This is a genomic window from Duganella sp. HH101 (assembly GCF_001758795.1).
Taxonomy (GTDB): Bacteria; Pseudomonadota; Gammaproteobacteria; order Burkholderiales; family Burkholderiaceae_D; genus Rugamonas; species Rugamonas rivuli.
On record NZ_LRON01000007.1, the window covers coordinates 244,912 to 271,340 of the forward strand.

Sequence of the window (26,429 nt, forward strand, 5' to 3'; positions counted from 1 at the left end):
ATCCGGCGCCGGCCGCGCCGGTCGCATGGCCGCCCGCGCAGCCGCGCCATCGGGCAAAGTGTGTCCATGACATCCCGTCATGGACATGATTAAGGACATAAGATGAAACCAATGCACGTCATCGCAGCGGCACTCGCCGCCACCTCGCTGTGGGTAGTCGCCGCGGAATCGACCGGCAAGCTGCCGGCGCCGTGGTTCGTGACCGGCGGTGCGCCGTCGTCGTACCAGGCTGGCATCGACAGCGTCGAAACCGTCAGCGGCAAGGGCTCCAAGTTTTTGCGCTATACGCAGGGCGATGGCAAGAGCTGGGCCACGCTGGCGCAGGCGGTGTCCTCCCAGCGCTACCTCGGCCAGCGCGTGCGCTTCCAGGCGCGGGTCAAGTCGCGCGATGTGAGCAAATGGGCCGGATTGTGGATGCGGGTCGACGGCAAGACGCCGGTCAGCCTGGCCTTCTACAACAGCCAGGACCAACCGATATCCGGCACCACCGACTGGCAAACCCGCAGCGTCACGCTGGACGTGCCGGAGGAGGCGACGTCCATCAATTTCGGTGTGATCAACGCCGGTGTCGGGCAAGTCTGGATAGACGATCTGTCGCTGGAGATCGTGGGCAAGGACGTGCCGGTAGACGCGCCGCGCCCCAACAAGCTGCCGGAGTCGCCGACCTTATGACTGCCGCCGTTGGCAGCAGTTACCTGGCGTTGAGGCAGGTGGCATCAAGCACCGGGCGGCAGAAGGTGCTCAGCGCGGTCCTGGCCGCCGGCTTCGTGCTGACCTGCCTGGTGCTCAAGGCTTATACCTTGCTCGCCTTGTTCGGCGCGATGCTGCTGCCGGTCGGCGCCAGCGGCGCCAGCTTGCTGGCGCTGCTCGAAGCCTTGGCCAGGCTGCGGGAGTGGCGCTTCCTGTGGCCGGCCTTGCTGGCCATGGTAGGCTTGTCCAGCTGGATGGCCGGTTTGCTCTATCACGGCGGCCTGGCGACGCTCGGCATCATCACGCACAACGATTTGCTGGTGCAGCTGGCGGTGGCGGCGCTGGCCTTGCTGCTGCTGGCGCCGCGCCTGTGGGTCGCGCAGCAGCAGTCTCGCGCCTTGCTGGTGGCGCAGCTGAAGCAGGCCGCCTTGTCCGCCGACCTGAAGGCCTTGCAGGCGCAGATCGAGCCGCACTTCCTGTACAACACGCTGGCCAACACGCGCTACCTTGCGCGCCACGATCCCGAGCGCGCGGTGGAGATGCTCGATCACCTGATCGGCTATCTGCATACGGCCTTGCCGGACCTGCGCAGCCCGATGTCCAATATGGCGCGCGAATGCGAACTGGCGGGGCACTACCTCGCGCTGATGGGCATACGCTTCGGCGACCGCCTGCAGTTCGAGATCGACTGCCCGCCCGAACTGGGCGCGTTCGTGCTGCCGCCGTTGATGCTGATGCCGCTGGTGGAAAACGCCGTACAGCACGGCGTCGAGCCGCATCCCGGCAACGTCACCGTGCGGATGCAGGTGCGCCGTCGCGAAGGCACGCTGGTGGTGGCGGTGCGCGACAACGGCGCCGGCCCAGGCAAATCCGTGTTGGGCAGCGGCGTCGGCCTGCGCAATCTGCGCGAGCGGCTGGCGGCCCTGCATGGCGGCGCCGCCGCGTTCCGCCTGCAAGTGGCGGCGGACGGCTGGACCGAAGCCGAAATCACCTTACCGATGGAGAACGCATGACGTCCCTGTCCACGCGTCGCCCGCGCATACTGATTGCGGACGACGAGCCCTTGCTGCGCGCGGAACTGCGGCAATCGCTGGCGGCCCTGTGGCCGGAGGCCGAGATGGTGGCGGAGGCGGCAGACGGCTACGAAGCGCTGCGGCTGGCCCGCGCAATGGAGCCGGACGTCGCCTTCCTCGACATCCGCATGCCGGGCCTGAGCGGCCTGGAGGTGGCGCGCACTTTCGGCGCACGCACGCATGTGGTGTTCGTCACCGCTTACCAGGAGCACGCATTGGCCGCCTTCGACGAAGGCGCGATCGACTATGTGCTCAAGCCCACCGACCCTGTGCGGCTGGTGCGCGCCATCGAGCGCGTACGCGCGCGCCTCGGCACGCCGCCGCCGGACCTGGCGCGGCTGATGCAGCAGCTGTCGCCCAAGCCGGCCGCGCCCTCATGGCTGCAAGCGACCGTCGGCAACGCGATCCATTTCATCGACTTGAGCGATGTGATCTACTTTTGTTCGGAGTTTAAATACACGAGGGTGGTCACGCCGCAGCAGGCCGAAGCCCACATCCGCACGCCGTTGAAAGACCTGGCCTCCGAGCTGGAGGACGCGGGATTCTGGCAGATACACAGGGGATATGTGGTGGCGGTCAAGCGCATCGCCGCCGTCAGCCGGGATGCCGACGGCGCCTTGTGGCTAAGCCTGCGCGGCCACGCCGACAAGCTGCCCGTGAGCCAGCGCTTCCAGCACCGCTTCAAGGGCATGTAGCGTTCAGCGTTAGAACGAATAGACCAGCGTCACCGACGTCTGGGTATCGGTGTTCTTTTTATCTTCCGGCACGTTGGTGTCGTTGCGGACGCTGAAGGCGGCCTTCATCTGCATGGTGCTGTTGATCTTGGTGCGCAGCGCGGTCTCGGCCAGCGAGTGGATGTTGGACGTGCCGCGCTCCACGCTCAGGTTCTGCGTGAACAGGGCGGTGTCGCTCAATTTCCATTTCAGGTTGGCCGCGCCGCGCACGGTCAGGCCGCTTTCCGCTTCGCCGGTCGAACGCGTGCCGTTGAAATAGCCAGGACCGATTTCCACGTCCATGGTGTGTTCCGGCGTCGTGTAGGTCTGGGTTCCGTAACCGACGCCCACGGTGGAGTAGCGTGTATAAGCGCCGAATTTATCGTTGACGTGCGTGGCCAGTGCGAACAGCTTGTCGTGATCCTGCAGCAGCTTGTACGCCGACTTGGCGGAGAACGAATAGCGTTGCGCCGAACGCTCGCGCACTTTTTCGCCGTTGGCGTTCGTTACCTGCTCGTCCTTGAAGTATCCGGCCAGGATGTACTCGTTGCTCCAGTCGGGCAGCTCCTGCTTCGCATCCAGCTTGCCGGTGACGGAAGTACCGACCGTGTTACCGGAAGTGGAGATGGCGCCCAACTCCGCGGAGTTGTTCCAGCCATGATCGGGGACGGACTCCGCGGCGGCATAACCTTGAACCAGGGAGAGGGAAAGGGCGGGGATGAGGAATATCGCTTTCATGCCGATATTGTACCTTAGACCAAAAAGCAACGCATTCAAACGGGCTCTGCCGGTGCGTGCGGCGTCGTACAGATAGATATCCAGGCTTGCGAGAAAATTAATATACTTTCTCAAAGGACATCGATCATGGACGCCTCTCTTCGTTTCGCACAATGCCTGTTATGCCTCGGCCTTGTCGCCAGTACCGCCTATGCCGCAGCCGGCGTCAATCGCTGCGTTTCGGCCGACGGCAAAGTGCTGCTGACCGACGCCGATTGCCCAGCGGGCAGCCAGTCCGATGCCAGCGATGACGGCGCGGCAGGCATTGTCATTAACAGCGGCGGCGTCGCTCCGAAGTCCGCCAGCGGCTTCGAACGCGTGGCGGTGGGTGTTCCAGCGGCACAGCTGCCGCGCAGCCCATGGGCCGATCTGCCGCGCCCCCTCACACGCAAGACCATCGGCCAGGATGCGGGAACCCTCCAGGCAGCCTATCTCACCATGCAGATGCAGGACGAAATGCGCCGTCAACGCCATGTCGCCGCGCTGCGCTAACCGGGACACCATATGAAAATGACCACCGCTGCGGCCATGGCCGCGCTGCTCTTGTCCTGTTACGCCCACGCCGATGACAACGTCGCCTACCTTGCAGATGTCGACTCGTTTGGCGACGGCATGGGCGATTCCGCCGGCGCCACCTGGGGAGGCGGCATCGCGCGGCTCGACAGCGTGACCGATGGCGAGTTCAATCCGATCGGCCAGCAGTGGAATTTCGGTTCCGTCTACTGGTCCGGCGTGGACACCGGCCTGACCATCACGCTGGCGCATACCGCCTCCGTCAACCGTCTGGTCCTGGAAGCCGACAACGGCGACGACTACCGCATCGAATTCCTCGACCGCGCCAATGTCTGGCAATCGGCGACCACGGTCAATACCGACCAGTCCCCGACGGGCCAGAACCTGTTTGGCGGCCCGTTGCTCACGCCGGTGGTGGCCAAGGCCTTCCGCATCACGGCGAAGGGCGACAACCATTATTCGGTGGCCGAGTTCCAGGCCTTCGGCGAACTGGTGGTCGACGATACGCCTCCCGGCGGCCCAGGCGATCCGACTTCGCCGATTCCGGAACCATCGACTTGGCTGATGATGGCTGCGGGCCTGGCGCTGCTGGCCGCACGCCGCGCGCAGCTTGCCTACCTGGCCATCGCCAGGCGATAGCGTTCGGCGTCCCAGTCCAGCAGTTCGGCCAACTGCGGCGTCGACAGCGTGGTCAGCGCCGCATCGAAAGGCTGGCGGGCCAGGATGTCGTAGTAGCAGCGCAGCTGCGCCGTGCGCGCTGCGCCGAAGTCTCCGGCCGCATACACGCCCACGCCAGCGATGAAGGCCAGCCTGGCCTCGGCGCCCATGGTTTGCGCGGCGACGAACGAATCGGCATCCGCGTAGCACGCGGCCTCCGCGCCGAGGAACACCACATGATCCGGACACAATGCCCACTCCTTCCGGAGCCGTTTGTACAGACGCGGATCGAGGGCCAACTGCTGTATGCCTTCGTCGGGAATGGCTGTCAGTGGCGGCATTGCGTTCGCCTCGGCGCCGGTCGGTGCGACCGGTGCGACGGGCTCGATGCGCATGCAGGCCAGCAGCGACGTCAGTATCGCTTCTACTTCCCCCACGTCGGCACCGCCTATCACCACGCCATGATTCTGCAGGAAGACAATCTGCGCGTCCGGCTGTTCGCGCAAGCGCGCCGCAATCGCCCCGGCCAGCGTGGCCCCCGGTTTGTGGTAATCCACCCAGCACCAAGGCGCCGGGGCCGGTGCGGGGCCGGTGAAGTCCGCACGGACCAGATGCGCCAGTACCTCGACCGCATGCAGATGCAGCACCACTGTCTGCGGCATCAGCGCATGCATCAGCGTCTCGATCGATGGCCGCAGTATGCTGCCCGCGAGCGCTCGCGGCACGACATCCAGGTCGCCGGCGGCGATGGCGGCCCGCAAATGGGCCAGGTCCACCGGCACGAAGATGTCCGACCGCTGCGCCTCCGCCAGCCACGTGCCCGAAGCCTTGACCCACATCGTGTCGCCGTCCTTCCACGATGCGTTGCCGCCAGCACCCTGTACCAGCAGGGGATCGGCGCCAACCCGCGCACAATAGGCGCTGACCGCCGCGCGCAGGCCGCCGCGCTTGTCGTCGCGCGCGTTCAATGCGCCGCCCCAAGCCGTTCGAGCAGCTTGCGCACCTGGCCGAATTCCTGGAACACCGCGTCGGCGGCATTCTCGCCCTGGCCTTGCTGCACGCCGTTGTGCAGTTTTTGCAGCGTGACAGCGTCTATCCTGCGGCGGGCGCCGCCGATGTCGTTGACCGGGTTATCGCCGATCATCCAGATGCAGTTGCCGCTGGGGCGTACCTTTTTCAGCGCCAGTTCGAACTGCGCGCCGTGCGGCTTGTCGTAGCCCGCTTCCTCGCTGGTGACGATATAGTCGAAGTAGCGGTCCAGGCCGAAGTAGACCATCTTGCGGAACTGGATCTGCGCGGTCAGGTCGGTGACGATGGCGGTGGGGATGCCGAGCAGGCGGATGTCGTCCAGCAGTTCCTTGACGCCGTCGAACAGCACCGCGTTGCTGAGGAAGGTGCGCCAGTAGGTCTGCTCCAGGTCCAGCGCCACCAGCACCTGCGAGCCCAGGCCGATGATCTCCAGCATGCGCTGCAGGTACAGCAGGCGGCTGTGCGAGGCCGCCGTGTCCTTCAGGCGCAGCTTCACTTCGCTACGGGCGCTGGCATAAGCCTTGTCGAAATCGTCCGGGTCGAGCGAGAAGGTGGCAGCCACCTTGCCGCGCACCGCGCTCATGGCCAGCGCGTGGGCCGGGTCGTAGTGGTACAGCGTGTTGTCGGTGTCGAACAGGATGGCGTCCGGGATCTGCGTGAAGCGGTCGTCGTTGGATATTTTGATCATAATGATTTACCAGATTAAGCGTTTGTTCAAGGCTTGGTGTATGTGCGCCAATGCGATCAGCTGCATCAGCCCCAGCGCGCCGTCGCGCCATTGCGGTACGGTGTCGAGAAACTCGGTAATGCGCGGGAACAGCGTGGCGGCGGCCATGGCGATATCCTCGCTGGTGGCTTCGCCTTCGATGGTCAGGGCGATCTCGCTGGCGTCGTCGTCCATCGCCAGGTCGACATGCAGGCCGCACACGCCGACCAGCACCCGCCGCAGCGACAGCTCGTTGAGGCCATTGCGGGAGCGCACCAGCAGCTTGACGCGCGGCGCCTCGCTGCCGAGCGGGTGCTCCAGCAGGTCCGGGTGGATCGGCCGCAGCGACAGCACCAGGCTGGCGTGGCGCGCCTGCGGCCGCACGAAGCGGATCGAGTCCGGCTCCCGCTTGTCGAGCGAGGAGCGCACCCGTTCGGCGCTGTGGCCCCGTTCCAGCACGTCGCGCTGCAGCTTGTAGTAGCGCCGCAGCCCTTCGTCGATGTCGAGGTAGATGCTCAGGTCATAGCACTCGCGCAGCACCGGCAGGTACAGCGCATGCAGGCCGCTGGCGATGATGAAATCGTTGCTGCGCACGCGCTGCGGGCGGCTCATCTTGCCGCTGCCATGGTCGTAGTGGCGCGACAGGATGGTCTTGCCGTCGGTGAGGGCCAGCAGATCGTTGGCATAGGATTCCAGGTCGTTGGCCATCGGGCTCAGATGGGTCATGACCTGCCACATCGGCTTGGCCCGGTCCCACAGGTGGTAGTCGTCGCCGGACAGGTGCGCCACCGAATGGCCGCCGAACAGGCCGCGCAGCGATTCGGCCAGCGTATCCTTGCCGGCGCCGGAGTCGCCGGCGATGCCGATCACGAAAGGCTTGCGGCTGAAACGGAAGTAGTCGTTCGAGCTGACCGTTTCGCGCCACATCCGCAGCGCCAGCACGATGCCGACGGCGGTCATCATCGTGTGCACCACCGGCGTCACCGACGCCAGCGGCAGCGCGGCCATGACGTCCGGCGGCAGGTTGTCCAGCACGTACAGCGCCGAGAAGCCCGCCGTCAGCAGCACTGCCATCCTGTCGCTGGCGGCCTGGTAGAAGACCAGCGCCGGCACGATCCACACGAACCAGCCTGGCGAGGCAGGCGTCAGCAGCACCACCAGCAGGAAGCCCAGTCCCAGCAAGGCGCTGAACAGTTCGAAGTTCATGCGCCGCACGCGCCAGGCCAGGTATAGCGTGACCAGGTAGGCCAGCGGCATCACGTACACGGTGGTGCCGGCGCCGACGTGCAGCGAGAACTGATAGACCTTGCCCATCTCCGGGTTATTCAGCAGCATGCGCAGCGCCGACGCCGAGTACAGGAAGGGCAGGCCGAACACGGCGCCGGCCAGCGCCGCGCCACGCGCGAAGGCGGGCAACTGCTGCTGCAAGGCGCGGTTGCGGGTCAGGTAGATCAGGAAGAAGGGCAGCGCCAGCACCATGCTCAGTTTTGCCGATACCGCCGCTGCACACAAGGCGCCTGCCGCCGCCAGCTGCCGCCGCCGCGTGCAGTACAGCGCCGCCACCAGCAACAGCATCGGCACCACGTCGTTCAGGCCGAGGCCATAGGTGGCCAGCAGCATCACGGGCGACAGCCAGTACAAGGCCAGCAGCAGCGTGTCGCGGCCGGGCAGCATCCGGCTCAGCACCAGCAGCAGCAACAGGTCCGCGCCCAGCAGGCCGGCGCCGTAGGCATGGCCGATGCCGATCCCGGCCGCCTTGGCCAGCAATGCCAGCGGCATCAGCGCCAGCCACATGACGTAACCGTAGGGGAAGGCCGCCGGCGTGCCGCCCTGGGCGAGGAACACCGTCCAGGGATCGGCGGACAGCTGGCCGGCGCTGGCGGACAGGAAGGGCGCATACCATTCGGTGACGGCGTGCGGCACGATCGTCGCCAGCATCGCGATCCTCAGCGCCAGGCCGAATGCAAACAGCGGATGGCGGAACAGGCGCATCATGCAAGCACCTGGTCTTGCGACAGATCCCGCCACAGGTCCGGCCGTTTGGTGCAGACCGCGTCGGCGACGATGCCGCGTTCGGCCAGCAGCGCCGCCAGTTGGGCGATTTCTTCCGTGCCCCGTCCCTGCAGCTCCGGCGACACCAGGCATAGCTTGAAGCCCGCGCCACGCAGGCGCGCGGCGTCCCCGCCGCTGAGCGGGAAGCGGCTGAAGCAGTCGACCCACACCCAGTCGATCTGTCCGGCCAGCGTCAGCGCCGTGTCGACGGATTCGAACTCCGACACCCGCACCGCGCAACGCCGCTCACCGGCCCTGGCCCACTTCACCAGGAAGGGAAAGGACTGGTCGAGGAAAAAATAGTCTTCGATGCCGTGCTTGCGCAGCAGCGCGATCAGCGGCGCTTCCAGGCCTTCCTCCTTGACGTTGAGGATCAGCGTGCCGTGGCGGTAGGCCGACAGCCACGGTTCGAACGCCTCGCCGGGCGTCAAGGGATCGTGATGGATGATGAGCCGCCCGCCGTCGCTGCGGATATCGACTTCCACGCCGAGGTGTTCGGGCGTGTCGGCCAATTGGGCCAGGGTATTGCGGCGATGTGAGATCAGTTTCATGGTTTCAGTGAGTTTTTTAATTGCAGGCTGAAGTCGACGGTGCGCCGGATGAATTTCCGCTTGGCCGCCCAGTTGACGTTCCAGTGCGAGACGCCGTGCGCGCGCTCGCCGAAGTGCACGGGGAAGCGGTGCACAGCCAACCCGGCGCGGCGTGCCTGGTAGTAGGCGTACAGGTCGAGCGAGAAGTCGTGGGGTGCGTTGCGCCAGGTGTCGAAGAAGCGCCTGGAAAACATGGTCGGCTGGGCGTTGATGTCCCACAGCGGGGTCGCCAGCAGCAGCGTCTCGAAGGCGCTCATGCCGGCGGTGAACAGCACATCGGCCAGCGGCCTGCCGTAGCGGCGGCCCTTGACGAAAATGCCGTCGCCGTGGCGTTCGAACAGGGCTAGTCCGTGCAAGGCGTCCTGCGGATCGGTCTGGAGGTCGGCATGGGTCCAGCCGACGATCTCGCCGGTGGCCGCCGCCAGTCCCGCCAAGATGCCGTGGCCGTAGCCCTGGTTGACGTCGACGCGGATGCTGCGGCAACCGGGGCAGGCCGGCAGCAGCGCGGCCAGCACCTGCGGGCTGTCGTCGGTTGAACCGTTATCGACAAGGATGATTTCGACGTCGTCCCGCAGCGCCAGTGGATAGCAGCGCTTGAGTAGAAGAGGCAGATTGGCGGCTTCGTTGTAGCAGGGGATCACCAGCGAGAATCTCATGGCAGCTCCGTACGGCGGGCGTGGGAGAAGACCAGCGTCTTCATGCCGATGAAGTTCAGCGTGGCCGATACGCCGGTCGCCGCCACGAAGGCCAGCGGTACCGCAACTGCGGGTCCGGCCGCGTCCAGCATCCGCAGCACGACGGCGTTGACCGCGACGTTCGCGGCCAGCGTTGCGCCGTACAGGACGGCGAAGCGCGCCGCGCTGCCGGGAGCTGCGGCGCGGTGGCCGAAGGTCCAGCGGCGGTTGGCGCAGTAGGCGAACACCGTACCCGCCAGGAAGCCGATAGCTTTGGCCGGCGCGGTGGCCGCCAGCCCGGACGCCATCAACGCGCGATAGACCAGCAGGTCCACCAGCACCGTCAGCGTGCCGACCACCAGGAACACCGGCAGCTCGCGCCGCATCACGCCATCCTCCCGGGATCGGCCGGTGTGATAGCGCGGTAGCGGTGCGCCAGCTCCGTCACGGCTTCGGCGGGAACGCGGGCGTCCTGCTCCAGCGTGTACGGATGGCCGGCCCATTTGTGGAAGCAGGACTGCCAGTACTCGAAGGTACGCAGGTCATCCGGCGTGCCCCAGGACAGGTAGTGGTCCACTTCGAACAGGCGGCAGTTCAGCCCCATGGCGATGGCGTCGTTGATGCAGGAGTCCAGGTAGTACTCGCCGTTGACGCGGCCGTCGCGCGCGATCAGCGCATCCACCAGTCGGCGCAGGTCGGTGGCGCGGCGGAAAGTAAAGGCGCCCAGCACGATGGCGTCGGTGGCGGGATCTGCCAGCGGCGTCTTGACCGATATGCTGCGGATGCGGCCCTGGTCCTCGTCGATCCAGCCGAACATCTGCGGCCTGCGGATGGCGTTGGCGTTGCCGCGCACGCCCCATACGATCACGTCGACCTGCGGATCGTCGGCGAGCCGGCGGAACGCCGCCTGGTCGTACAGCATGCCGAAGTCGCATGCGCCCACCGTCAACGGGCCTTGCGTGTCCAAAGCCGCTACGGCCAGCGCGTCGACGCCGGCCAGCGCGGTGCAGGCCTGGCCTTCGCTGACCTGGGGCAGGGTGGCGATCACGGCGCCGGGATGGCGTTGGCGCAGTTCGTCGGCGATTGCTGCATGGCCCGGCATGTCGGCGCGCAGCACGAAGCAGTGCTGCAGCGCCGGCGGCAGGTCATGCACGGCCTGCGCCACCATCGGTTGTCCGGAGACGCCGATCAGCGGCTTGGTCAGCGCGTAGCCCTGGTCGGCGAAGCGCTGGCCCATGCCGGCCATCGGCAGCACCAGCGCGCCCGCCGCCGGGGCCTCCGGTGACGCGGCCGCGGACTCCGGCCGCTGCGCCAGGCGGGCGAAGGCGGACGACCAGCCCCGGTATTCGGCCACGTCATCTGGCGTCCCCCACTGCATGAAGTGCTGCAGCGGGTAGACTGCCACGCGCCGGCCGGCCGCCAGCATCGGACGGTAGGCCAGGCTAACGTAGTACTCCCCGCCGACCGTCAGTTGCTGTTCCATCGCGGCCGTGAAGGCCTCTTCCATCAACCGCCCCGACGCAAAGTAGTAGCTGCCGCTGGACGCATATTCTTCCATGCGGTTGTCGGTGTACGGCTGCTTTTCCTGGATGGCCTGCACCCATCCGTTATGCTCGCGCATGTAGGCATAGTTGGTGCTGCCCAGCGTGTGCGGGTGGAAGCCGCGATAGGCCGGAATCGCGCCGTCGCACTCGTTGATCGCGACGAACTGCTTGAAGTGCCGCCAGTCCCAGTAGCAGCTGAAGTCGCAGTAGTTCACCAGCACCGGACGCTCCGGATCGATCAGGTGTCCGACCTGGAGCACCGCGTGCACCGGGCCGAGTTTATGCGGCGCGATAGCGGCGATGCGGCCCTGCGGGCACCAGCGGCGCAGCACTTCCTCCATGCGGTAAGCCGGCTCGCGCAGATGCTCCTCGTTGCAGATGAAGAGGAAGTCCGCGTCCGCATCGAACATCTCGATGACATGGGCGATGATCGGCTTGCCGTCGATCTCGATCAATGGCTTGGGCAATTCGTAGCCGGCGCGGCGAAAGCGCTCGCCGAAGCCGGACATCGGTACGATGATTTGCATGGATCGCATGGTTCAGAGCTGGAACAGGTAATTGAGTTTGATGAAAGCCTTGCGGCCGGTATGCAGCTCCAGCCCGCGCGTGCGTTCCAGCAGTGCCGGATTGCCCACCAGTTGCAGGTTTTCCTGGCGGTCCGTATAGCCGGCGAACAGCGACGTGCCGGGGCTCAGCAGATAGCTGAACAGCAGGTCGGCGGTCAGCTGTTTGCCGCCGGGGAGCGCGGTCAGCTGGCTGTTGGTGCGCAGGTTGGTGTAGTCCAGGATCAGGTGGGCCGACAGGAAGCGGCTGTACTGGTAGTTGAACTTGGTGCGCGACAGCAGCTCGCGGTACACGCCGGTGCCGGCGCCCACGCCCACCATGCCGCTCTTGGTGCGCAGGTCGTTCCAGAACAGCGTCTGCTCCACGCGGAACTGCGGATGCGGCGTGAACTTGATGTTGGCCGAGACGCTGCGGGCGTCGCCGAGGGCGGCCTGCGTGCCGGCCGCCGGCACATAGTTGATCACGTCGTTCTGGCCGACCTTCACCCAGCCGTTCAGCCAGTCGAACCATTCGGTGCTGGCGGCCAGCTGGTAGCCGTTCTTGTGGAAACGCTGGCCGGCGTACAGTTCATGCGCGTCGAGCCTGTGGGCTTCGAAGGTGGTGGCGCGCAGGCCCTTGACGGTGTACCAGGCGTCGCTCGACCAGTCTTGCAGCTGGCCGTCGTGGTCCTTGGTGTAGAGCGCCTTGATGCTCGGCCCCGTGCTGACCAGCCAGGGGGCGTCGGTGAAGTTCCACATATAGCTCGCTTCCTGGCCCAGCTGGCGGATATCGGTGCGCGGGATGAAGGCCAGCTCGCTCTCGAAACGGCGCGACACGTCGAGATAGGTGGCCGCGTAGTTGAAGCTGCGGTCGGTGCGCCGCAGTTCGGCATAGGCCAGGCTGCCGGTGCTGTCCGGCGCGCCGCTGTCGCTGGTGCGGCTGCTGGCCGCCTGGCCGCTGGCCACCCAGTTTTCGTCCAGTTTCCAGCGCAGGTCGGCCCCGGCGACGGTGTTGGCATGGCCGGCGATGCGGCGGTCTGTCACCATCGCGCCCAGGTTCGAATCGGTATCAAAGTCGCGCTGGCCGCGCGCCACGGTGATGCGGGCCTTCTTGCCGTATGCCGGATCGCCCGGCGCCGCCAGCTTGCCTGGCGCCTCGTCGTTCATCAGCAGGCCGCCCAGCGACCAGTTGCCGGTGCGGCCGGTGATGCGCGCGCCCAGTTGCGGGTCGATGATGCGGCGCGAGAAGAACAGCTGCTGCGGCGTGGCGAAGAAGCCGGAATTCTCCAGGAAGAACGGGCGCTTTTCCGGGAACTGCACTTCGTAGCGCTGATCGATGATGACCTGCGGTTCGTCCGATTCGACTTCGCTGAAGTCGGGATTGAAGGTCAGGTCGACCGCGAAGGCGTCGGCCAGCACGAACTTGGCGTCCAGGCCGGCCTGGTTTTTGTTGTCGTGCTGCCAGCCGGGGCGCGTCGGATCGCTCTGGTCGAGCGCGCGGCTGCGGCCCAGGTATGCGTAGGGATTGAGCTGGATGTTGCGGCCGGCCGAGACCGGGGCGGCGATTTCCGCCGCCGCCATCTGCGGCACGAAGGCTTCCTGGCGCTGGGTGATGTAGGGCCAGTATGAGAACTCGTTCAGGCGCGGCACGATGCGGCCCACCGACACGCCCCAGTCCTGCACGTCGGCGCTGCGGAAGCGCAGGCTCTTGAACGGAATCGCCATCATGACGACGTAGCCGTCGGCGGTCAGCTTGCCGTCGGAGGTCCACTGGGTGTCGAAGTTGAAATCGTCGCCCACGCCTTCGGTGTGCTTGGCGTCCATCTGCACGCCGTAGGGATTTGCGTAGAAGCGGAATGAGCGCTGCTTGTCGTGGAAGGTGTCCAGGTCCAGCTGCACGGCGTCGTCGCCGGGCAGGTCTTCGCGGCGGGCGATGCGGGCGCGCACGAGTTTCGGATCGTCCTTGCAGACGAAGACGGCGTAGAAGTTCTGGTCGTCATAGGACAGGTAGGCGCGCGTCTCCAGCGACGCAGGCTGGCCGTCGCCTGGCTGGAACTGGCGGAAGCCCTTGACTTCGACGCCTGCATCGGCCGGGATGCCGGCGACATAATCGGACAGCGCAGGCGCATGCGCGGCGCGCGGGATGCGCAGTTTATCCTCGGCGGCGGCCGAAGCGGTGACGAAGATCAGGGCCGACAACAGGTTGCGGCGCAGGCTGGAAGGAGTAGTCAGTTGCATCATATTGCTTTCATTGGTAGGAATCGGAACGCACCTGGGCCATGGCCGGTGCGGTAGCGGTGGTGGATGCTGTACTGCGGTGATGGGAGGCTCCGGCCCGGTCATGCGCCGCGCCATCGCGTGGGCGCAGCGTGGCCCACAGCCACAGGCCCAGCGCCAGCAGCTGGCTCGCGGTCGACACAGTCAGCAGCAGAGGGAGTTGTGCCGGCGTGGCGAGGCTGAATGGCATGACCAGTGCGAACCCCAGCCAGAGCACGGCCAGTCCGGCGGCGCGCATGGCGTTGAAGGTGATGGAGCCGGCCAGCAGGCACCAGAGCCACAGCGCCGGGAACAGGCCGTAGTCGTCGGGCACGAAGGGGCTGCGCAGCGCCGCCAGTCCTAGCAGGGAAATCCAGACCGTGGCCTGGCGCAGTTGCGATGCGCCTTGCGTGCGCCAGGCTGCGACCGCCGCGATCGCCACCAGCAGCAGCGACCAGACCCACGCGGCGCCGGCCACCATGTGATGATCCATGCCGGACAGGCCAAGCAGGCGCAGTTTGAATACCAGCCCTGGTACCGAGTCGTTGATGGCGGCGACGCCTTCCAGGCCGTCGAGCGCCAGCCAGCTCCACAACTCGCCGCTGGCGATGCGCGGCAGTTCGAAGCCGATGAAATCCTTGAACGGCGCGGTGCCCAGCAGCGCCAGGCCCAGGCCCGCGTAGGCCAGCGACCACGCCACGCTCCAGCCCAGTGCGCGCCAGCGGCGGCCGAACAGCAGGTAGGCGCACAGGATGCCGGGGAAGATCTTGACCATGGCGACACCGAGCAGCGCGCCGCCCGCGAGGTTGCGGCCGCGCTGGAACAGCAGCATGGCCAGCACCGACAAGGCCAGCGCCGGCAGCTGGAAGTTCCCGGTCTGTAGCGTGATCAAGGTCGGCAGCGCGAGCCACGCGGCGGGCAGCAGCAGGGCGGCGCGGCGTCCGGCCTGGCCGCCGATCCAGCCGCACAAGGCCAGCATGGCGCCGGCCAGCAGCGCGGCATCGAGCGCGAACCATACTGCCCGTAGTTGCAGGAAGCCACCGCCAACGGCGCCGACGGCGCGCGGCAGCAGAAGGAACTGCGGCGGATACAGGTAGGCGTCCAGCTTGAAGCGGCCTTCGCTGCCTTCGTACGGGGTCGCTTCGTAGATATTCACGCCACCCGGCTTGGCCAGTTCCGAGGCTTTCCAGTAACCGGACAGGCAGCTGTGGTTGACGTAGAAGGGATCGAACCAGATCGCCGAGGCTTGCGGGCGCTGCGGATCGGCCATGTAGACCCCGAGGCCGGCGGTGCGCGCCAACGCGGTCAGCGCCAGCAGCAGCCACAGGACGGACAGCAGGCGGCGGCCGTTGGAGATGCCGTCGAACTGCGCCGGCAGCCGCCGCGCCAGCCGTGGGCTGAGCAGCAGGGCCGCGGCCAGCGGCAGCAGCGCCAGCAAGGCTTGCGGCGACGACGGCGCGAACAGCACGCTGCAGCCGACGGCGGCGAACATGCCGAACAACGCCGCCAACAGCAGCGCGATCACGCGCCGCTCGATGGAGATGGAAACAGGTCGATTCATGGTTTGACTCCGATGGCGTAGGCAAGTCCGGCGCAGCACAGCGCGGCGATGCCGGCCAGCGCGGTGCGCAGCAGGCGTTCCTGGCGGTGCGAGCGTTCCAGCGCTTCGCCGTAAGGCATGGTGGAATGGGCGATCATGGTGTACAGCGGCAGCCAGCTGCGCGGCCACAAACGGTTCAGCGCCAGGTCTAGCCGTTTGCGGGCGATGAACCACGGCGACTGCACTTTCTGCCGCAGCTCGACGAAGTTGGCCTTCGACAGCTCGGCCAGCACGTCGGTGTGGGGACGGCGCTGCTGTTCGTAGCGGCTGAAGGCTGCAGCCAGGTCCTGCGGGTGGTCCGCCAGCGCCGCCATCAGCACGCAGCAGTCTTCAAAGGCGGAGTTCATGCCCTGGCCGTAGAACGGATAGACGGCGTGGCAGGCGTCGCCCAGCAGCACGGCCCAGTCGCCGAAGCGCCACGGTGCGGTGCGGGTGGTGATCAGGGAGCCGGTCGGATGGCGCTCCCACTGATCCAGCAGCCCTGGCAGCAGCGGCAGCAGGTCGGGGAAGTACTTGGCGAACAGCGCGCTGACCTGTTCCGGCGTGCGCACGGTGGCGAAGCTTTCTTCGCCCTCGAACGGCAGGAACAAGGTCAGCGTGTGCGAACCGTCCAGGTTGGGATGCGAGACGAACAGGCAGTGGCTGCGCGGCCAGACATGGAGCGCGGTCAGCTCGATCACCGAACTGCCGTCCGGACGGGCCGCCAGTGTGAGTTCCTTGTAGCCCCATTCCAGGTACTCCTGATGGTAGTCGGCGCGTTCGCCGTGCTGCAGCTCGCGGCGCATGGCGGAGAAGGCGCCGTCTGCGCCAGCTACCCACTTAGGCTGCACTGTCACACTTCCATCCGGGGTGTCGAATTCCAGCGTGCGGTTGGCCTTGTCCGCGCGTACCAGACGATGCTCGAAGTGCAGCCTGACCTGCGGATGCTGCTGCGCACGGTCCAGCAGCAGGTGATTGAGTTCGTTGCGGTCGATGGAATGGAGTACCTCGCCGGCGTCCTTGCCGTAGGCCTGGTAGCGGGTGCTGCCGTCGGGCGCGTGGATCACGCGGCCGCTCATCACCACCGAGCGGGCCAGCACGTCGTCCAGCAGGCCCACCATGCGCAGGCCCTGCATGCCGCGCTTGGACAGGCCCAGATTGATGGAGCGGCCGGCGCCGGCCGACTGGCGGCGCGGGTCGGGGCGCCGTTCGTACAGGTCAACGCCATGGCCTTGCCGCGCCAGCGCCAGTGCCAGCAGCGAACCGGCCAGTCCACCGCCGACGATGGCGATGCGGGCGCCGTCGGCGTCCTGCGCGGGTTTCATCGCCGTGGTCATGGACGGCCCCCCAGCAAGGTGCCGGCAGCATCGGCCGTTGCGGCGTTGGCGCCGGCGCCTGCAACCGCAGCGCCATCGACGGCGGCAACGGCAGGCAGCAGCGCCAGCCGGATGTCGATGCGTTGTTCGACTTCGGCCTCGATTACGCCGTCCAACGCCTGTTCGAGCTTGGTGCTCGGCAGTGTGCCGGCCATGCGGTACAGGTAGGAGCGCAGGAAGGCGGCGCGCACGCTGGCCGGATAGCCGGCCCTCAGCAGGAAGGGCAGGTCGGAATCGACCATGTGCCGGATGGCGAGCATCGGGATCGGGCTGCGCAGCGGCCGGAACTCGGGGTTGCGCAGGCCTTCGCTCTCGTTCGCCGAGTGGAACTCGCCCAGCATCAGGCCCATGTCGACGAAGTCGCGCTTGAGCCGGTACTGCACTTCGTCGACCACGGCTGCGCCTTCCGTACCCAGGTTGGGAAAGACCACCATGAACGCCTTGTTGATCGCATCGGGTCCGCGGGTCGGCTCGGTGGCCAGGAACAGGTCGCGGTATTGGCTGATGATCGCGCTGATCTTGTCGAGGCTCAGGTCGCGGTCGGTGATTTCCGCCAGCCAGATGCTGTCCTGTAGCAGCGAGACAGGCACGAACGGGCATACCGCGCCCTTGCGGCCCAGGTCCGGATGGGGGCGGGCCAGGAAGGCGCGCACCCAATCCATCACCTGGGCCAGTGGCGTGCCGCCGGGGTATTCGCGGTCGACTTCGGAAACGCGCATCAGGCGTGGAGATGCAGCAGGATGGGCTGCGGTCTCCGCGTGGGCCGCCGCCATCGGGCAGGTCGCCTGCGGCTGCGTGGATTGAGGATCTTTTTGAGTCATCATGTCACCATCGTGAGAAGTTGTTATGCACGGTCGCCGGAGTTAAGCTCATGCCGGCTCGCGATACGTCGTGGTTGGCGGCGTCCGCGCCGTTTCTGTTTGCGCCGGGCCGCTGATCGCGTCCGGCAGTTGTTCGACCTGGCGTATCGCCTTGATGCAGTAGGCCGCCATGGCGACCGTCGCCATCAGCAGACCGAGGACGATGAACATCAGGCCTATTCCGCGACCGGGCCCGGTGCCGATCACCATTCCGACCGAGCCGGCCAGCGCGCCGCCGTGCGCCAGCATCGGTTCGAACAGCTGCTCGGCCAGGGGGCCGGCGAGGCAGTAGCCGAGCGGCATGGCGGCCTCCGACAGCAACCGCTGGATCGCGAAACAGCGGCCCTGCAGTTCGGCCGGCACCTTGCTCTGCCAGATGCTGTCGTTGGAGGCGCTAATGGCAGGCAGCACCGCGAACATCGCGAAGCCGGCCGCTGTCACCAGCACGAACGATGGCGCCAGGCCATGCACGGCGATCGCCAATCCGGCCAGCAGCGAGCAGCCCAGCACTCCATGGATGCGGCGGCGCGGGCCGCCGGTTGCGGTCATCGCCAGCCCGCCCAGCAGCAGGCCGGCGCCGCCTATGCCCATCTGCAGCCCCAGTCGCGCCGGATCGGCGAACGACAGCACCAGCGGCGTGATGGCGATGCTGGCGATCCCGAACAGGAAGTTATTGACGCCGAAGACCGACAGCAGGCCAAGCAGGCCGCCGCGCTGGCGTACGTAGCGGAAGCCGTCGCCGGCCTCGCGCCACAGGCTTTCGCCGCCCTCGCTGCGCTCCGGCCGCGGCACCCTGGCCAGCGCCAACGCGGCGGCTCCGGCCAGGAAGCTGGCGGCGTCGATCATCAGCACGCCGTGCAGGCTGAATGCGGTGACAAGCACGCCGGCCAGCAGCGGTCCGGCCACCTGCGCGACGGCGGCGCCGGTCTGCACCAGGCCATTGACGCGGGTCAGCTGGTCGCGGCTGGCCAGCAGCGGAATGCTGGCCGAGTAGGCCGGGGCCAGGAAGGCATTGGCCACGGCCGTGACGGCGACAGCGGCGTAGATGTGCCATAGCTCCAGGCGGCCGGCGGCCAGCAGCCCCGCCAGCGACAGCATGGTGGCGGCCGACAGCAGCTCGCAACACAGCATGACGCGCCGCCTGTCCCAACGGTCCACCAGCGCGCCGGCCAGCGGCGACACCAGCAGCGCTGGCACCGACATGGCGACGAAGATCAGCGCGAAGCGCGTCGTCGATCCGGTCTCCTGCAAGACCCAGATGCCCAGCGCGAAAGCCGACAGACGCGAGCCGACGCCGGAGATCAGCTGGCCGAACCAGATCAGCAGGAAGTTGCGCAGTCCACGGTCGTGGCTCACAACGCGGCTCATGCTGCGGCCTCGTTCCGGCGCGGCGCAGGCAGGAACCCACGCTGCTGCATGAAGCCGATGTAGGTCTCCAGCAGCGTGCGGTCGGCCGGCGGGCAGACGGTGCCCAGCGGCGCCACCGCGCCCATCGTAGCGCTGCAATCGAAGGCTGGTTCGCGCGGATCGACCTGCTCCGGGAACAGCGGTGCGAAAGTGGCCAGCGCATTGTCGCGTGACTTGGCGGCGGCGTCCTGCAGCGCGGTCCTCCAGGTCCCGTAGTCCGCCTGGTCCAGCGCATAGCCGGCGGCGCGCAGCGTCGCTACCAGTTCTCCGAGCGACATGCGGTGCGGATTGAGGAAGTGGAAATTGCCATTCTGGTCGCCTGCGCCGAGTGCCAACTGGACGATGGCGCGGCTGACGTAGTCCACCGGCGCCATGTCGAAGCCGTCGCCGTCGAGGCGTGGCGCCAGGCCCAGTTGCACGCAACCCTTGATCCAGGAGCTGAAGTAGTCTCCCAGGTTGCAGCCGCCGGTGCGGCTGTCGCCGGTGATGCGGGCAGGCCGGTAGACGGCGACAGGCAGGCCGCGCGCACGCGCCGCCAGCGCCAGCTGTTCGGCCACCCACTTGCTTTGGTTGTAGCCGCCTTGCTGGCCTTCCGCCTTCGGTGGAGCGGAGCGCTCGCGGACGGTAGCTTCTAGCTGGTCTTCGGTGACGTAGACGCCCAGCGTGGAGACCAGGTGCACCGGTTTGATCCGGACGCTGGAAGCCAGCCGCAGTACTGCCAGCGTGCCGCCGGCGTTGGCTGCCGCCAGGCTTTCGTAGGGGGCAAGGAAGTTGACCTGGCCGCCGTTGTGGAAGATCGCATCGACGCGCGCCGCCATCGCGGCAAAGGTGTCGGTGTCCAGCCCCAGGTCCGGGGCGGCGAGATCGCCTTGCAGCGGGACGATGCGCCGTTCGTCGCCGTCCCGCCACAAACCGTAGCTTTGCAGGTTGGCGCGGATGCGTTGCAGGCATTCCGGCAGCGTCGCGGCGCGCACCAGGCAGACGATTTCGGCGTCGGTCGCGTCGAGCAGGTCGCGCAGCAGATAGGCGCCGAGGAAGCCGGTGGCGCCGGTGATCAATACCGAACGTGGCGCGCCGCGCGCCGCGCCACGTTCGGTATTGATCACCGGCGCCACCGGCTTCCTCGGCGCCTATCTGCTGCGCGACCTGCTCGACGCGACCGACGCCGAAATCGTCTGCCTGGTGCGCGCCGCGACGCTGCCGGAATGCCTGCAACGCATCCGCGCCAACCTGCAAAGCTACGGTTTGTGGCGGGACGGCGACGAACGGCGCATCGTCCCGCTGCAAGGCGATCTCGCCGCCCCGGACCTGGGGCTGGACACCGACACCTTTGCCGCGATGGCGGCGCGCGTCGATGCGATCTTCCACAACGGCGGCCAGGTCAACTTCCTTGCCCCCTACGAAAGCCTGGCGGCAGCCAACGCCGGCGGCACGCTGGCAGTACTGCGGCTGGCTTCCAGCGTCCGGATCAAACCGGTGCACCTGGTCTCCACGCTGGGCGTCTACGTCACCGAAGACCAGCTAGAAGCTACCGTCCGCGAGCGCTCCGCTCCACCGAAGGCGGAAGGCCAGCAAGGCGGCTACAACCAAAGCAAGTGGGTGGCCGAACAGCTGGCGCTGGCGGCGCGTGCGCGCGGCCTGCCTGTCGCCGTCTACCGGCCTGCCCGCATCACCGGCGACAGCCGCACCGGCGGCTGCAACCTGGGAGACTACTTCAGCTCCTGGATCAAGGGTTGCGTGCAACTGGGCCTGGCGCCACGCCTCGACGGCGACGGCTTCGACATGGCGCCGGTGGACTACGTCAGCCGCGCCATCGTCCAGTTGGCACTCGGCGCAGGCGACCAGAATGGCAATTTCCACTTCCTCAATCCGCACCGCATGTCGCTCGGAGAACTGGTAGCGACGCTGCGCGCCGCCGGCTATGCGCTGGACCAGGCGGACTACGGGACCTGGAGGACCGCGCTGCAGGACGCCGCCGCCAAGTCACGCGACAATGCGCTGGCCACTTTCGCACCGCTGTTCCCGGAGCAGGTCGATCCGCGCGAACCAGCCTTCGATTGCAGCGCTACGATGGGCGCGGTGGCGCCGCTGGGCACCGTCTGCCCGCCGGCCGACCGCACGCTGCTGGAGACCTACATCGGCTTCATGCAGCAGCGTGGGTTCCTGCCTGCGCCGCGCCGGAACGAGGCCGCAGCATGAGCCGCGTTGTGAGCCACGACCGTGGACTGCGCAACTTCCTGCTGATCTGGTTCGGCCAGCTGATCTCCGGCGTCGGCTCGCGTCTGTCGGCTTTCGCGCTGGGCATCTGGGTCTTGCAGGAGACCGGATCGACGACGCGCTTCGCGCTGATCTTCGTCGCCATGTCGGTGCCAGCGCTGCTGGTGTCGCCGCTGGCCGGCGCGCTGGTGGACCGTTGGGACAGGCGGCGCGTCATGCTGTGTTGCGAGCTGCTGTCGGCCGCCACCATGCTGTCGCTGGCGGGGCTGCTGGCCGCCGGCCGCCTGGAGCTATGGCACATCTACGCCGCTGTCGCCGTCACGGCCGTGGCCAATGCCTTCCTGGCCCCGGCCTACTCGGCCAGCATTCCGCTGCTGGCCAGCCGCGACCAGCTGACCCGCGTCAATGGCCTGGTGCAGACCGGCGCCGCCGTCGCGCAGGTGGCCGGACCGCTGCTGGCCGGCGTGCTTGTCACCGCATTCAGCCTGCACGGCGTGCTGATGATCGACGCCGCCAGCTTCCTGGCCGGAGCCGCCGCGTTGGCGCTGGCCAGGGTGCCGCGGCCGGAGCGCAGCGAGGGCGGCGAAAGCCTGTGGCGCGAGGCCGGCGACGGCTTCCGCTACGTACGCCAGCGCGGCGGCCTGCTTGGCCTGCTGTCGGTCTTCGGCGTCAATAACTTCCTGTTCGGGATCGCCAGCATCGCCATCACGCCGCTGGTGCTGTCGTTCGCCGATCCGGCGCGACTGGGGCTGCAGATGGGCATAGGCGGCGCCGGCCTGCTGCTGGGCGGGCTGGCGATGACCGCAACCGGCGGCCCGCGCCGCCGCATCCATGGAGTGCTGGGCTGCTCGCTGCTGGCCGGATTGGCGATCGCCGTGCATGGCCTGGCGCCATCGTTCGTGCTGGTGACAGCGGCCGGCTTCGCGATGTTCGCGGTGCTGCCTGCCATTAGCGCCTCCAACGACAGCATCTGGCAGAGCAAGGTGCCGGCCGAACTGCAGGGCCGCTGTTTCGCGATCCAGCGGTTGCTGTCGGAGGCCGCCATGCCGCTCGGCTACTGCCTCGCCGGCCCCCTGGCCGAGCAGCTGTTCGAACCGATGCTGGCGCACGGCGGCGCGCTGGCCGGCTCGGTCGGAATGGTGATCGGCACCGGGCCCGGTCGCGGAATAGGCCTGATGTTCATCGTCCTCGGTCTGCTGATGGCGACGGTCGCCATGGCGGCCTACTGCATCAAGGCGATACGCCAGGTCGAACAACTGCCGGACGCGATCAGCGGCCCGGCGCAAACAGAAACGGCGCGGACGCCGCCAACCACGACGTATCGCGAGCCGGCATGAGCTTAACTCCGGCGACCGTGCATAACAACTTCTCACGATGGTGACATGATGACTCAAAAAGATCCTCAATCCACGCAGCCGCAGGCGACCTGCCCGATGGCGGCGGCCCACGCGGAGACCGCAGCCCATCCTGCTGCATCTCCACGCCTGATGCGCGTTTCCGAAGTCGACCGCGAATACCCCGGCGGCACGCCACTGGCCCAGGTGATGGATTGGGTGCGCGCCTTCCTGGCCCGCCCCCATCCGGACCTGGGCCGCAAGGGCGCGGTATGCCCGTTCGTGCCTGTCTCGCTGCTACAGGACAGCATCTGGCTGGCGGAAATCACCGACCGCGACCTGAGCCTCGACAAGATCAGCGCGATCATCAGCCAATACCGCGACCTGTTCCTGGCCACCGAGCCGACCCGCGGACCCGATGCGATCAACAAGGCGTTCATGGTGGTCTTTCCCAACCTGGGTACGGAAGGCGCAGCCGTGGTCGACGAAGTGCAGTACCGGCTCAAGCGCGACTTCGTCGACATGGGCCTGATGCTGGGCGAGTTCCACTCGGCGAACGAGAGCGAAGGCCTGCGCAACCCCGAGTTCCGGCCGCTGCGCAGCCCGATCCCGATGCTCGCCATCCGGCACATGGTCGATTCCGACCTGCCCTTCCTGCTGAGGGCCGGCTATCCGGCCAGCGTGCGCGCCGCCTTCCTGCGCTCCTACCTGTACCGCATGGCCGGCACACTGCCGAGCACCAAGCTCGAACAGGCGTTGGACGGCGTAATCGAGGCCGAAGTCGAACAACGCATCGACATCCGGCTGGCGCTGCTGCCTGCCGTTGCCGCCGTCGATGGCGCTGCGGTTGCAGGCGCCGGCGCCAACGCCGCAACGGCCGATGCTGCCGGCACCTTGCTGGGGGGCCGTCCATGACCACGGCGATGAAACCCGCGCAGGACGCCGACGGCGCCCGCATCGCCATCGTCGGCGGTGGACTGGCCGGTTCGCTGCTGGCACTGGCGCTGGCGCGGCAAGGCCATGGCGTTGACCTGTACGAACGGCGCCCCGACCCGCGCCGCCAGTCGGCCGGCGCCGGCCGCTCCATCAATCTGGGCCTGTCCAAGCGCGGCATGCAGGGCCTGCGCATGGTGGGCCTGCTGGACGACGTGCTGGCCCGCTCGGTGGTGATGAGCGGCCGCGTGATCCACGCGCCCGACGGCAGCACCCGCTACCAGGCCTACGGCAAGGACGCCGGCGAGGTACTCCATTCCATCGACCGCAACGAACTCAATCACCTGCTGCTGGACCGTGCGCAGCAGCATCCGCAGGTCAGGCTGCACTTCGAGCATCGTCTGGTACGCGCGGACAAGGCCAACCGCACGCTGGAATTCGACACCCCGGATGGAAGTGTGACAGTGCAGCCTAAGTGGGTAGCTGGCGCAGACGGCGCCTTCTCCGCCATGCGCCGCGAGCTGCAGCACGGCGAACGCGCCGACTACCATCAGGAGTACCTGGAATGGGGCTACAAGGAACTCACACTGGCGGCCCGTCCGGACGGCAGTTCGGTGATCGAGCTGACCGCGCTCCATGTCTGGCCGCGCAGCCACTGCCTGTTCGTCTCGCATCCCAACCTGGACGGTTCGCACACGCTGACCTTGTTCCTGCCGTTCGAGGGCGAAGAAAGCTTCGCCACCGTGCGCACGCCGGAACAGGTCAGCGCGCTGTTCGCCAAGTACTTCCCCGACCTGCTGCCGCTGCTGCCAGGGCTGCTGGATCAGTGGGAGCGCCATCCGACCGGCTCCCTGATCACCACCCGCACCGCACCGTGGCGCTTCGGCGACTGGGCCGTGCTGCTGGGCGACGCCTGCCACGCCGTCTATCCGTTCTACGGCCAGGGCATGAACTCCGCCTTTGAAGACTGCTGCGTGCTGATGGCGGCGCTGGCGGACCACCCGCAGGACCTGGCTGCAGCCTTCAGCCGCTACGAACAGCAGCGCCGTCCCCACACCGACGTGCTGGCCGAGCTGTCGAAGGCCAACTTCGTCGAGCTGCGGCAGAAAGTGCAGTCGCCGTGGTTCATCGCCCGCAAACGGCTAGACCTGGCGCTGAACCGTTTGTGGCCGCGCAGCTGGCTGCCGCTGTACACCATGATCGCCCATTCCACCATGCCTTACGGCGAAGCGCTGGAACGCTCGCACCGCCAGGAACGCCTGCTGCGCACCGCGCTGGCCGGCATCGCCGCGCTGTGCTGCGCCGGACTTGCCTACGCCATCGGAGTCAAACCATGAATCGACCTGTTTCCATCTCCATCGAGCGGCGCGTGATCGCGCTGCTGTTGGCGGCGTTGTTCGGCATGTTCGCCGCCGTCGGCTGCAGCGTGCTGTTCGCGCCGTCGTCGCCGCAAGCCTTGCTGGCGCTGCTGCCGCTGGCCGCGGCCCTGCTGCTCAGCCCACGGCTGGCGCGGCGGCTGCCGGCGCAGTTCGACGGCATCTCCAACGGCCGCCGCCTGCTGTCCGTCCTGTGGCTGCTGCTGGCGCTGACCGCGTTGGCGCGCACCGCCGGCCTCGGGGTCTACATGGCCGATCCGCAGCGCCCGCAAGCCTCGGCGATCTGGTTCGATCCCTTCTACGTCAACCACAGCTGCCTGTCCGGTTACTGGAAAGCCTCGGAACTGGCCAAGCCGGGTGGCGTGAATATCTACGAAGCGACCCCGTACGAAGGCAGCGAAGGCCGCTTCAAGCTGGACGCCTACCTGTATCCGCCGCAGTTCCTTCTGCTGCCGCGCGCCGTCGGCGCCGTTGGCGGTGGCTTCCTGCAACTACGGGCAGTATGGTTCGCGCTCGATGCCGCGCTGCTGGCCGGCGCCATGCTGGCCTTGTGCGGCTGGATCGGCGGCCAGGCCGGACGCCGCGCCGCCCTGCTGCTGCCCGCCGCGTGGCTCGCGCTGCCGACCTTGATCACGCTACAGACCGGGAACTTCCAGCTGCCGGCGCTGGCCTTGTCGGTGCTGGCCATGCTGCTGTTCCAGCGCGGCCGCAACCTCGCGGGCGGCGCGCTGCTCGGTGTCGCCATGGTCAAGATCTTCCCCGGCATCCTGTGCGCCTACCTGCTGTTCGGCCGCCGCTGGCGCGCACTGGGCTGGAGCGTGGCGTGGTCGCTGGCCTACGCGGGCCTGGGCCTGGCGCTGCTGGGCACCGCGCCGTTCAAGGATTTCATCGGCTTCGAACTGCCGCGCATCGCCAGCGGCGAGTTGTGGAGCTGGCTGGCGCTCGACGGCCTGGAAGGCGTCGCCGCCATCAACGACTCGGTACCAGGGCTGGTATTCAAACTGCGCCTGCTTGGCCTGTCCGGCATGGATCATCACATGGTGGCCGGCGCCGCGTGGGTCTGGTCGCTGCTGCTGGTGGCGATCGCGGCGGTCGCAGCCTGGCGCACGCAAGGCGCATCGCAACTGCGCCAGGCCACGGTCTGGATTTCCCTGCTAGGACTGGCGGCGCTGCGCAGCCCCTTCGTGCCCGACGACTACGGCCTGTTCCCGGCGCTGTGGCTCTGGTGCCTGCTGGCCGGCTCCATCACCTTCAACGCCATGCGCGCCGCCGGACTGGCCGTGCTCTGGCTGGGGTTCGCACTGGTCATGCCATTCAGCCTCGCCACGCCGGCACAACTCCCTCTGCTGCTGACTGTGTCGACCGCGAGCCAGCTGCTGGCGCTGGGCCTGTGGCTGTGGGCCACGCTGCGCCCACGCGATGGCGCGGCGCATGACCGGGCCGGAGCCTCCCATCACCGCAGTACAGCATCCACCACCGCTACCGCACCGGCCATGGCCCAGGTGCGTTCCGATTCCTACCAATGAAAGCA

The 26,429-nt window shown here is 67.4% G+C and carries 24 protein-coding genes; 10 read left to right on the forward strand and 14 right to left on the reverse strand.

Going from position 1 to position 26,429, the window contains the following annotated elements; translation table 11 throughout:
- Window positions 1-102: 102 nt before the first annotated feature.
- From DUGA2_RS13985 to DUGA2_RS13995, 3 genes are read left to right on the forward strand one after another with little or no spacing between them, the layout of a single operon-like run.
- A complete protein-coding gene (locus tag DUGA2_RS13985) occupies window positions 103-672 on the forward strand; it encodes a transcriptional regulator (protein WP_070267043.1) in 570 nt (189 codons plus the stop codon).
- Window positions 669-1,703 (forward strand): sensor histidine kinase, encoded by a 1,035-nt coding sequence (locus DUGA2_RS13990; protein ID WP_070267042.1) that lies wholly within the window; start codon window positions 669-671, stop codon window positions 1,701-1,703. The genes DUGA2_RS13985 and DUGA2_RS13990 overlap by 4 nt, the downstream gene beginning before the upstream one ends.
- Window positions 1,700-2,458, forward strand: a complete 759-nt coding sequence (locus tag DUGA2_RS13995) for a LytTR family DNA-binding domain-containing protein (RefSeq protein ID WP_070267041.1) — start codon at window positions 1,700-1,702, stop codon at window positions 2,456-2,458. The genes DUGA2_RS13990 and DUGA2_RS13995 overlap by 4 nt, the downstream gene beginning before the upstream one ends.
- A 9-nt stretch (window positions 2,459-2,467) precedes the next feature.
- On the opposite strand, the gene DUGA2_RS14000 is transcribed toward DUGA2_RS13995, so the two are convergent.
- A complete protein-coding gene (locus tag DUGA2_RS14000; protein WP_070267040.1) occupies window positions 2,468-3,214 on the reverse strand; it encodes a YdiY family protein in 747 nt (248 codons plus the stop codon).
- A gap of 126 nt (window positions 3,215-3,340) precedes the next feature.
- Here DUGA2_RS14000 and DUGA2_RS14005 point away from each other — a divergent pair, with 126 nt between their 5' ends.
- Window positions 3,341-3,745: a hypothetical protein gene (locus tag DUGA2_RS14005; protein ID WP_070267039.1), complete on the forward strand. Its 405-nt coding sequence runs from the start codon at window positions 3,341-3,343 to the stop codon at window positions 3,743-3,745.
- Between the two features lie 12 nt (window positions 3,746-3,757).
- Window positions 3,758-4,405 carry a PEP-CTERM sorting domain-containing protein gene (locus DUGA2_RS14010; RefSeq protein ID WP_070267038.1) on the forward strand — a complete coding sequence of 216 codons (648 nt, stop codon included), beginning with the start codon at window positions 3,758-3,760 and terminating at the stop codon, window positions 4,403-4,405.
- Here the strand turns inward: DUGA2_RS14010 and DUGA2_RS14015 are convergent.
- Genes DUGA2_RS14015 through DUGA2_RS14075 form a run of 13 tightly spaced genes read right to left on the reverse strand, consistent with a single transcriptional unit; the run spans window position 4,381 to window position 20,144 of the window.
- Window positions 4,381-5,391 carry a class II aldolase/adducin family protein gene (locus DUGA2_RS14015; RefSeq protein ID WP_168167750.1) on the reverse strand — a complete coding sequence of 337 codons (1,011 nt, stop codon included), beginning with the start codon at window positions 5,389-5,391 and terminating at the stop codon, window positions 4,381-4,383. The genes DUGA2_RS14010 and DUGA2_RS14015 overlap by 25 nt on opposite strands.
- A complete protein-coding gene (locus DUGA2_RS14020; RefSeq protein WP_070267037.1) occupies window positions 5,388-6,140 on the reverse strand; it encodes an HAD family hydrolase in 753 nt (250 codons plus the stop codon). The genes DUGA2_RS14015 and DUGA2_RS14020 overlap by 4 nt, the downstream gene beginning before the upstream one ends.
- Window positions 6,141-6,146: 6 nt before the next feature.
- The gene (locus DUGA2_RS14025; RefSeq protein WP_070267036.1) at window positions 6,147-8,153 is read right to left on the reverse strand and encodes a uridine kinase; all 2,007 of its coding nucleotides are present in this window, start codon (window positions 8,151-8,153) and stop codon (window positions 6,147-6,149) included.
- Complete coding sequence (locus DUGA2_RS14030; protein WP_070267035.1) at window positions 8,150-8,761, reverse strand: phosphatidylinositol-specific phospholipase C/glycerophosphodiester phosphodiesterase family protein; 612 nt, start codon at window positions 8,759-8,761, stop codon at window positions 8,150-8,152. Before DUGA2_RS14030 ends, DUGA2_RS14025 begins: the two co-directional genes overlap by 4 nt.
- Complete coding sequence (locus tag DUGA2_RS14035; protein WP_070267034.1) at window positions 8,758-9,456, reverse strand: glycosyltransferase family 2 protein; 699 nt, start codon at window positions 9,454-9,456, stop codon at window positions 8,758-8,760. The genes DUGA2_RS14030 and DUGA2_RS14035 overlap by 4 nt, the downstream gene beginning before the upstream one ends.
- Window positions 9,453-9,860, reverse strand: coding sequence for a GtrA family protein (locus DUGA2_RS14040; protein WP_070267033.1), 408 nt, complete (start codon window positions 9,858-9,860; stop codon window positions 9,453-9,455). The genes DUGA2_RS14035 and DUGA2_RS14040 overlap by 4 nt, the downstream gene beginning before the upstream one ends.
- On the reverse strand, window positions 9,860-11,545 hold the full coding sequence (locus DUGA2_RS14045; RefSeq protein WP_070267032.1) for a sugar phosphate nucleotidyltransferase: 1,686 nt from the start codon (window positions 11,543-11,545) through the stop codon (window positions 9,860-9,862). The genes DUGA2_RS14040 and DUGA2_RS14045 overlap by 1 nt, the downstream gene beginning before the upstream one ends.
- Window positions 11,546-11,557: 12 nt before the next feature.
- Window positions 11,558-13,801, reverse strand: a complete 2,244-nt coding sequence (locus DUGA2_RS14050) for a carbohydrate binding family 9 domain-containing protein (protein ID WP_070267031.1) — start codon at window positions 13,799-13,801, stop codon at window positions 11,558-11,560.
- Between the two features lie 7 nt (window positions 13,802-13,808).
- Window positions 13,809-15,377, reverse strand: coding sequence for a glycosyltransferase family 87 protein (locus DUGA2_RS14055; protein WP_070267030.1), 1,569 nt, complete (start codon window positions 15,375-15,377; stop codon window positions 13,809-13,811).
- Complete coding sequence (locus DUGA2_RS14060) at window positions 15,374-16,732, reverse strand: NAD(P)/FAD-dependent oxidoreductase (RefSeq protein ID WP_141758496.1); 1,359 nt, start codon at window positions 16,730-16,732, stop codon at window positions 15,374-15,376. The genes DUGA2_RS14055 and DUGA2_RS14060 overlap by 4 nt, the downstream gene beginning before the upstream one ends.
- Window positions 16,729-17,595, reverse strand: a complete 867-nt coding sequence (locus DUGA2_RS34040; protein WP_168167749.1) for a DUF6875 domain-containing protein — start codon at window positions 17,593-17,595, stop codon at window positions 16,729-16,731. The genes DUGA2_RS14060 and DUGA2_RS34040 overlap by 4 nt, the downstream gene beginning before the upstream one ends.
- A 45-nt stretch (window positions 17,596-17,640) precedes the next feature.
- Window positions 17,641-18,999: an MFS transporter gene (locus DUGA2_RS14070; protein WP_070267028.1), complete on the reverse strand. Its 1,359-nt coding sequence runs from the start codon at window positions 18,997-18,999 to the stop codon at window positions 17,641-17,643.
- Window positions 18,996-20,144 (reverse strand): thioester reductase domain-containing protein, encoded by a 1,149-nt coding sequence (locus DUGA2_RS14075; protein WP_168167788.1) that lies wholly within the window; start codon window positions 20,142-20,144, stop codon window positions 18,996-18,998. The genes DUGA2_RS14070 and DUGA2_RS14075 overlap by 4 nt, the downstream gene beginning before the upstream one ends.
- Between DUGA2_RS14075 and DUGA2_RS14080 the strand changes: the two genes are divergently transcribed.
- From DUGA2_RS14080 to DUGA2_RS14100, 5 genes are read left to right on the forward strand one after another with little or no spacing between them, the layout of a single operon-like run.
- Complete coding sequence (locus tag DUGA2_RS14080; RefSeq protein ID WP_168167789.1) at window positions 20,089-21,237, forward strand: thioester reductase domain-containing protein; 1,149 nt, start codon at window positions 20,089-20,091, stop codon at window positions 21,235-21,237. The two genes, DUGA2_RS14075 and DUGA2_RS14080, sit on opposite strands and share 56 nt — an antisense overlap.
- Entirely contained in the window at window positions 21,234-22,592 is a 1,359-nt protein-coding gene (locus DUGA2_RS14085; protein WP_070267028.1) for an MFS transporter, read from the forward strand. Before DUGA2_RS14080 ends, DUGA2_RS14085 begins: the two co-directional genes overlap by 4 nt.
- A gap of 45 nt (window positions 22,593-22,637) precedes the next feature.
- Entirely contained in the window at window positions 22,638-23,504 is an 867-nt protein-coding gene (locus tag DUGA2_RS34045) for a DUF6875 domain-containing protein (protein ID WP_168167749.1), read from the forward strand.
- Window positions 23,501-24,859: an NAD(P)/FAD-dependent oxidoreductase gene (locus tag DUGA2_RS14095; RefSeq protein ID WP_141758496.1), complete on the forward strand. Its 1,359-nt coding sequence runs from the start codon at window positions 23,501-23,503 to the stop codon at window positions 24,857-24,859. Before DUGA2_RS34045 ends, DUGA2_RS14095 begins: the two co-directional genes overlap by 4 nt.
- Complete coding sequence (locus DUGA2_RS14100; RefSeq protein WP_070267030.1) at window positions 24,856-26,424, forward strand: glycosyltransferase family 87 protein; 1,569 nt, start codon at window positions 24,856-24,858, stop codon at window positions 26,422-26,424. Before DUGA2_RS14095 ends, DUGA2_RS14100 begins: the two co-directional genes overlap by 4 nt.
- The last annotated feature ends 5 nt before the right edge of the window (window positions 26,425-26,429 follow it).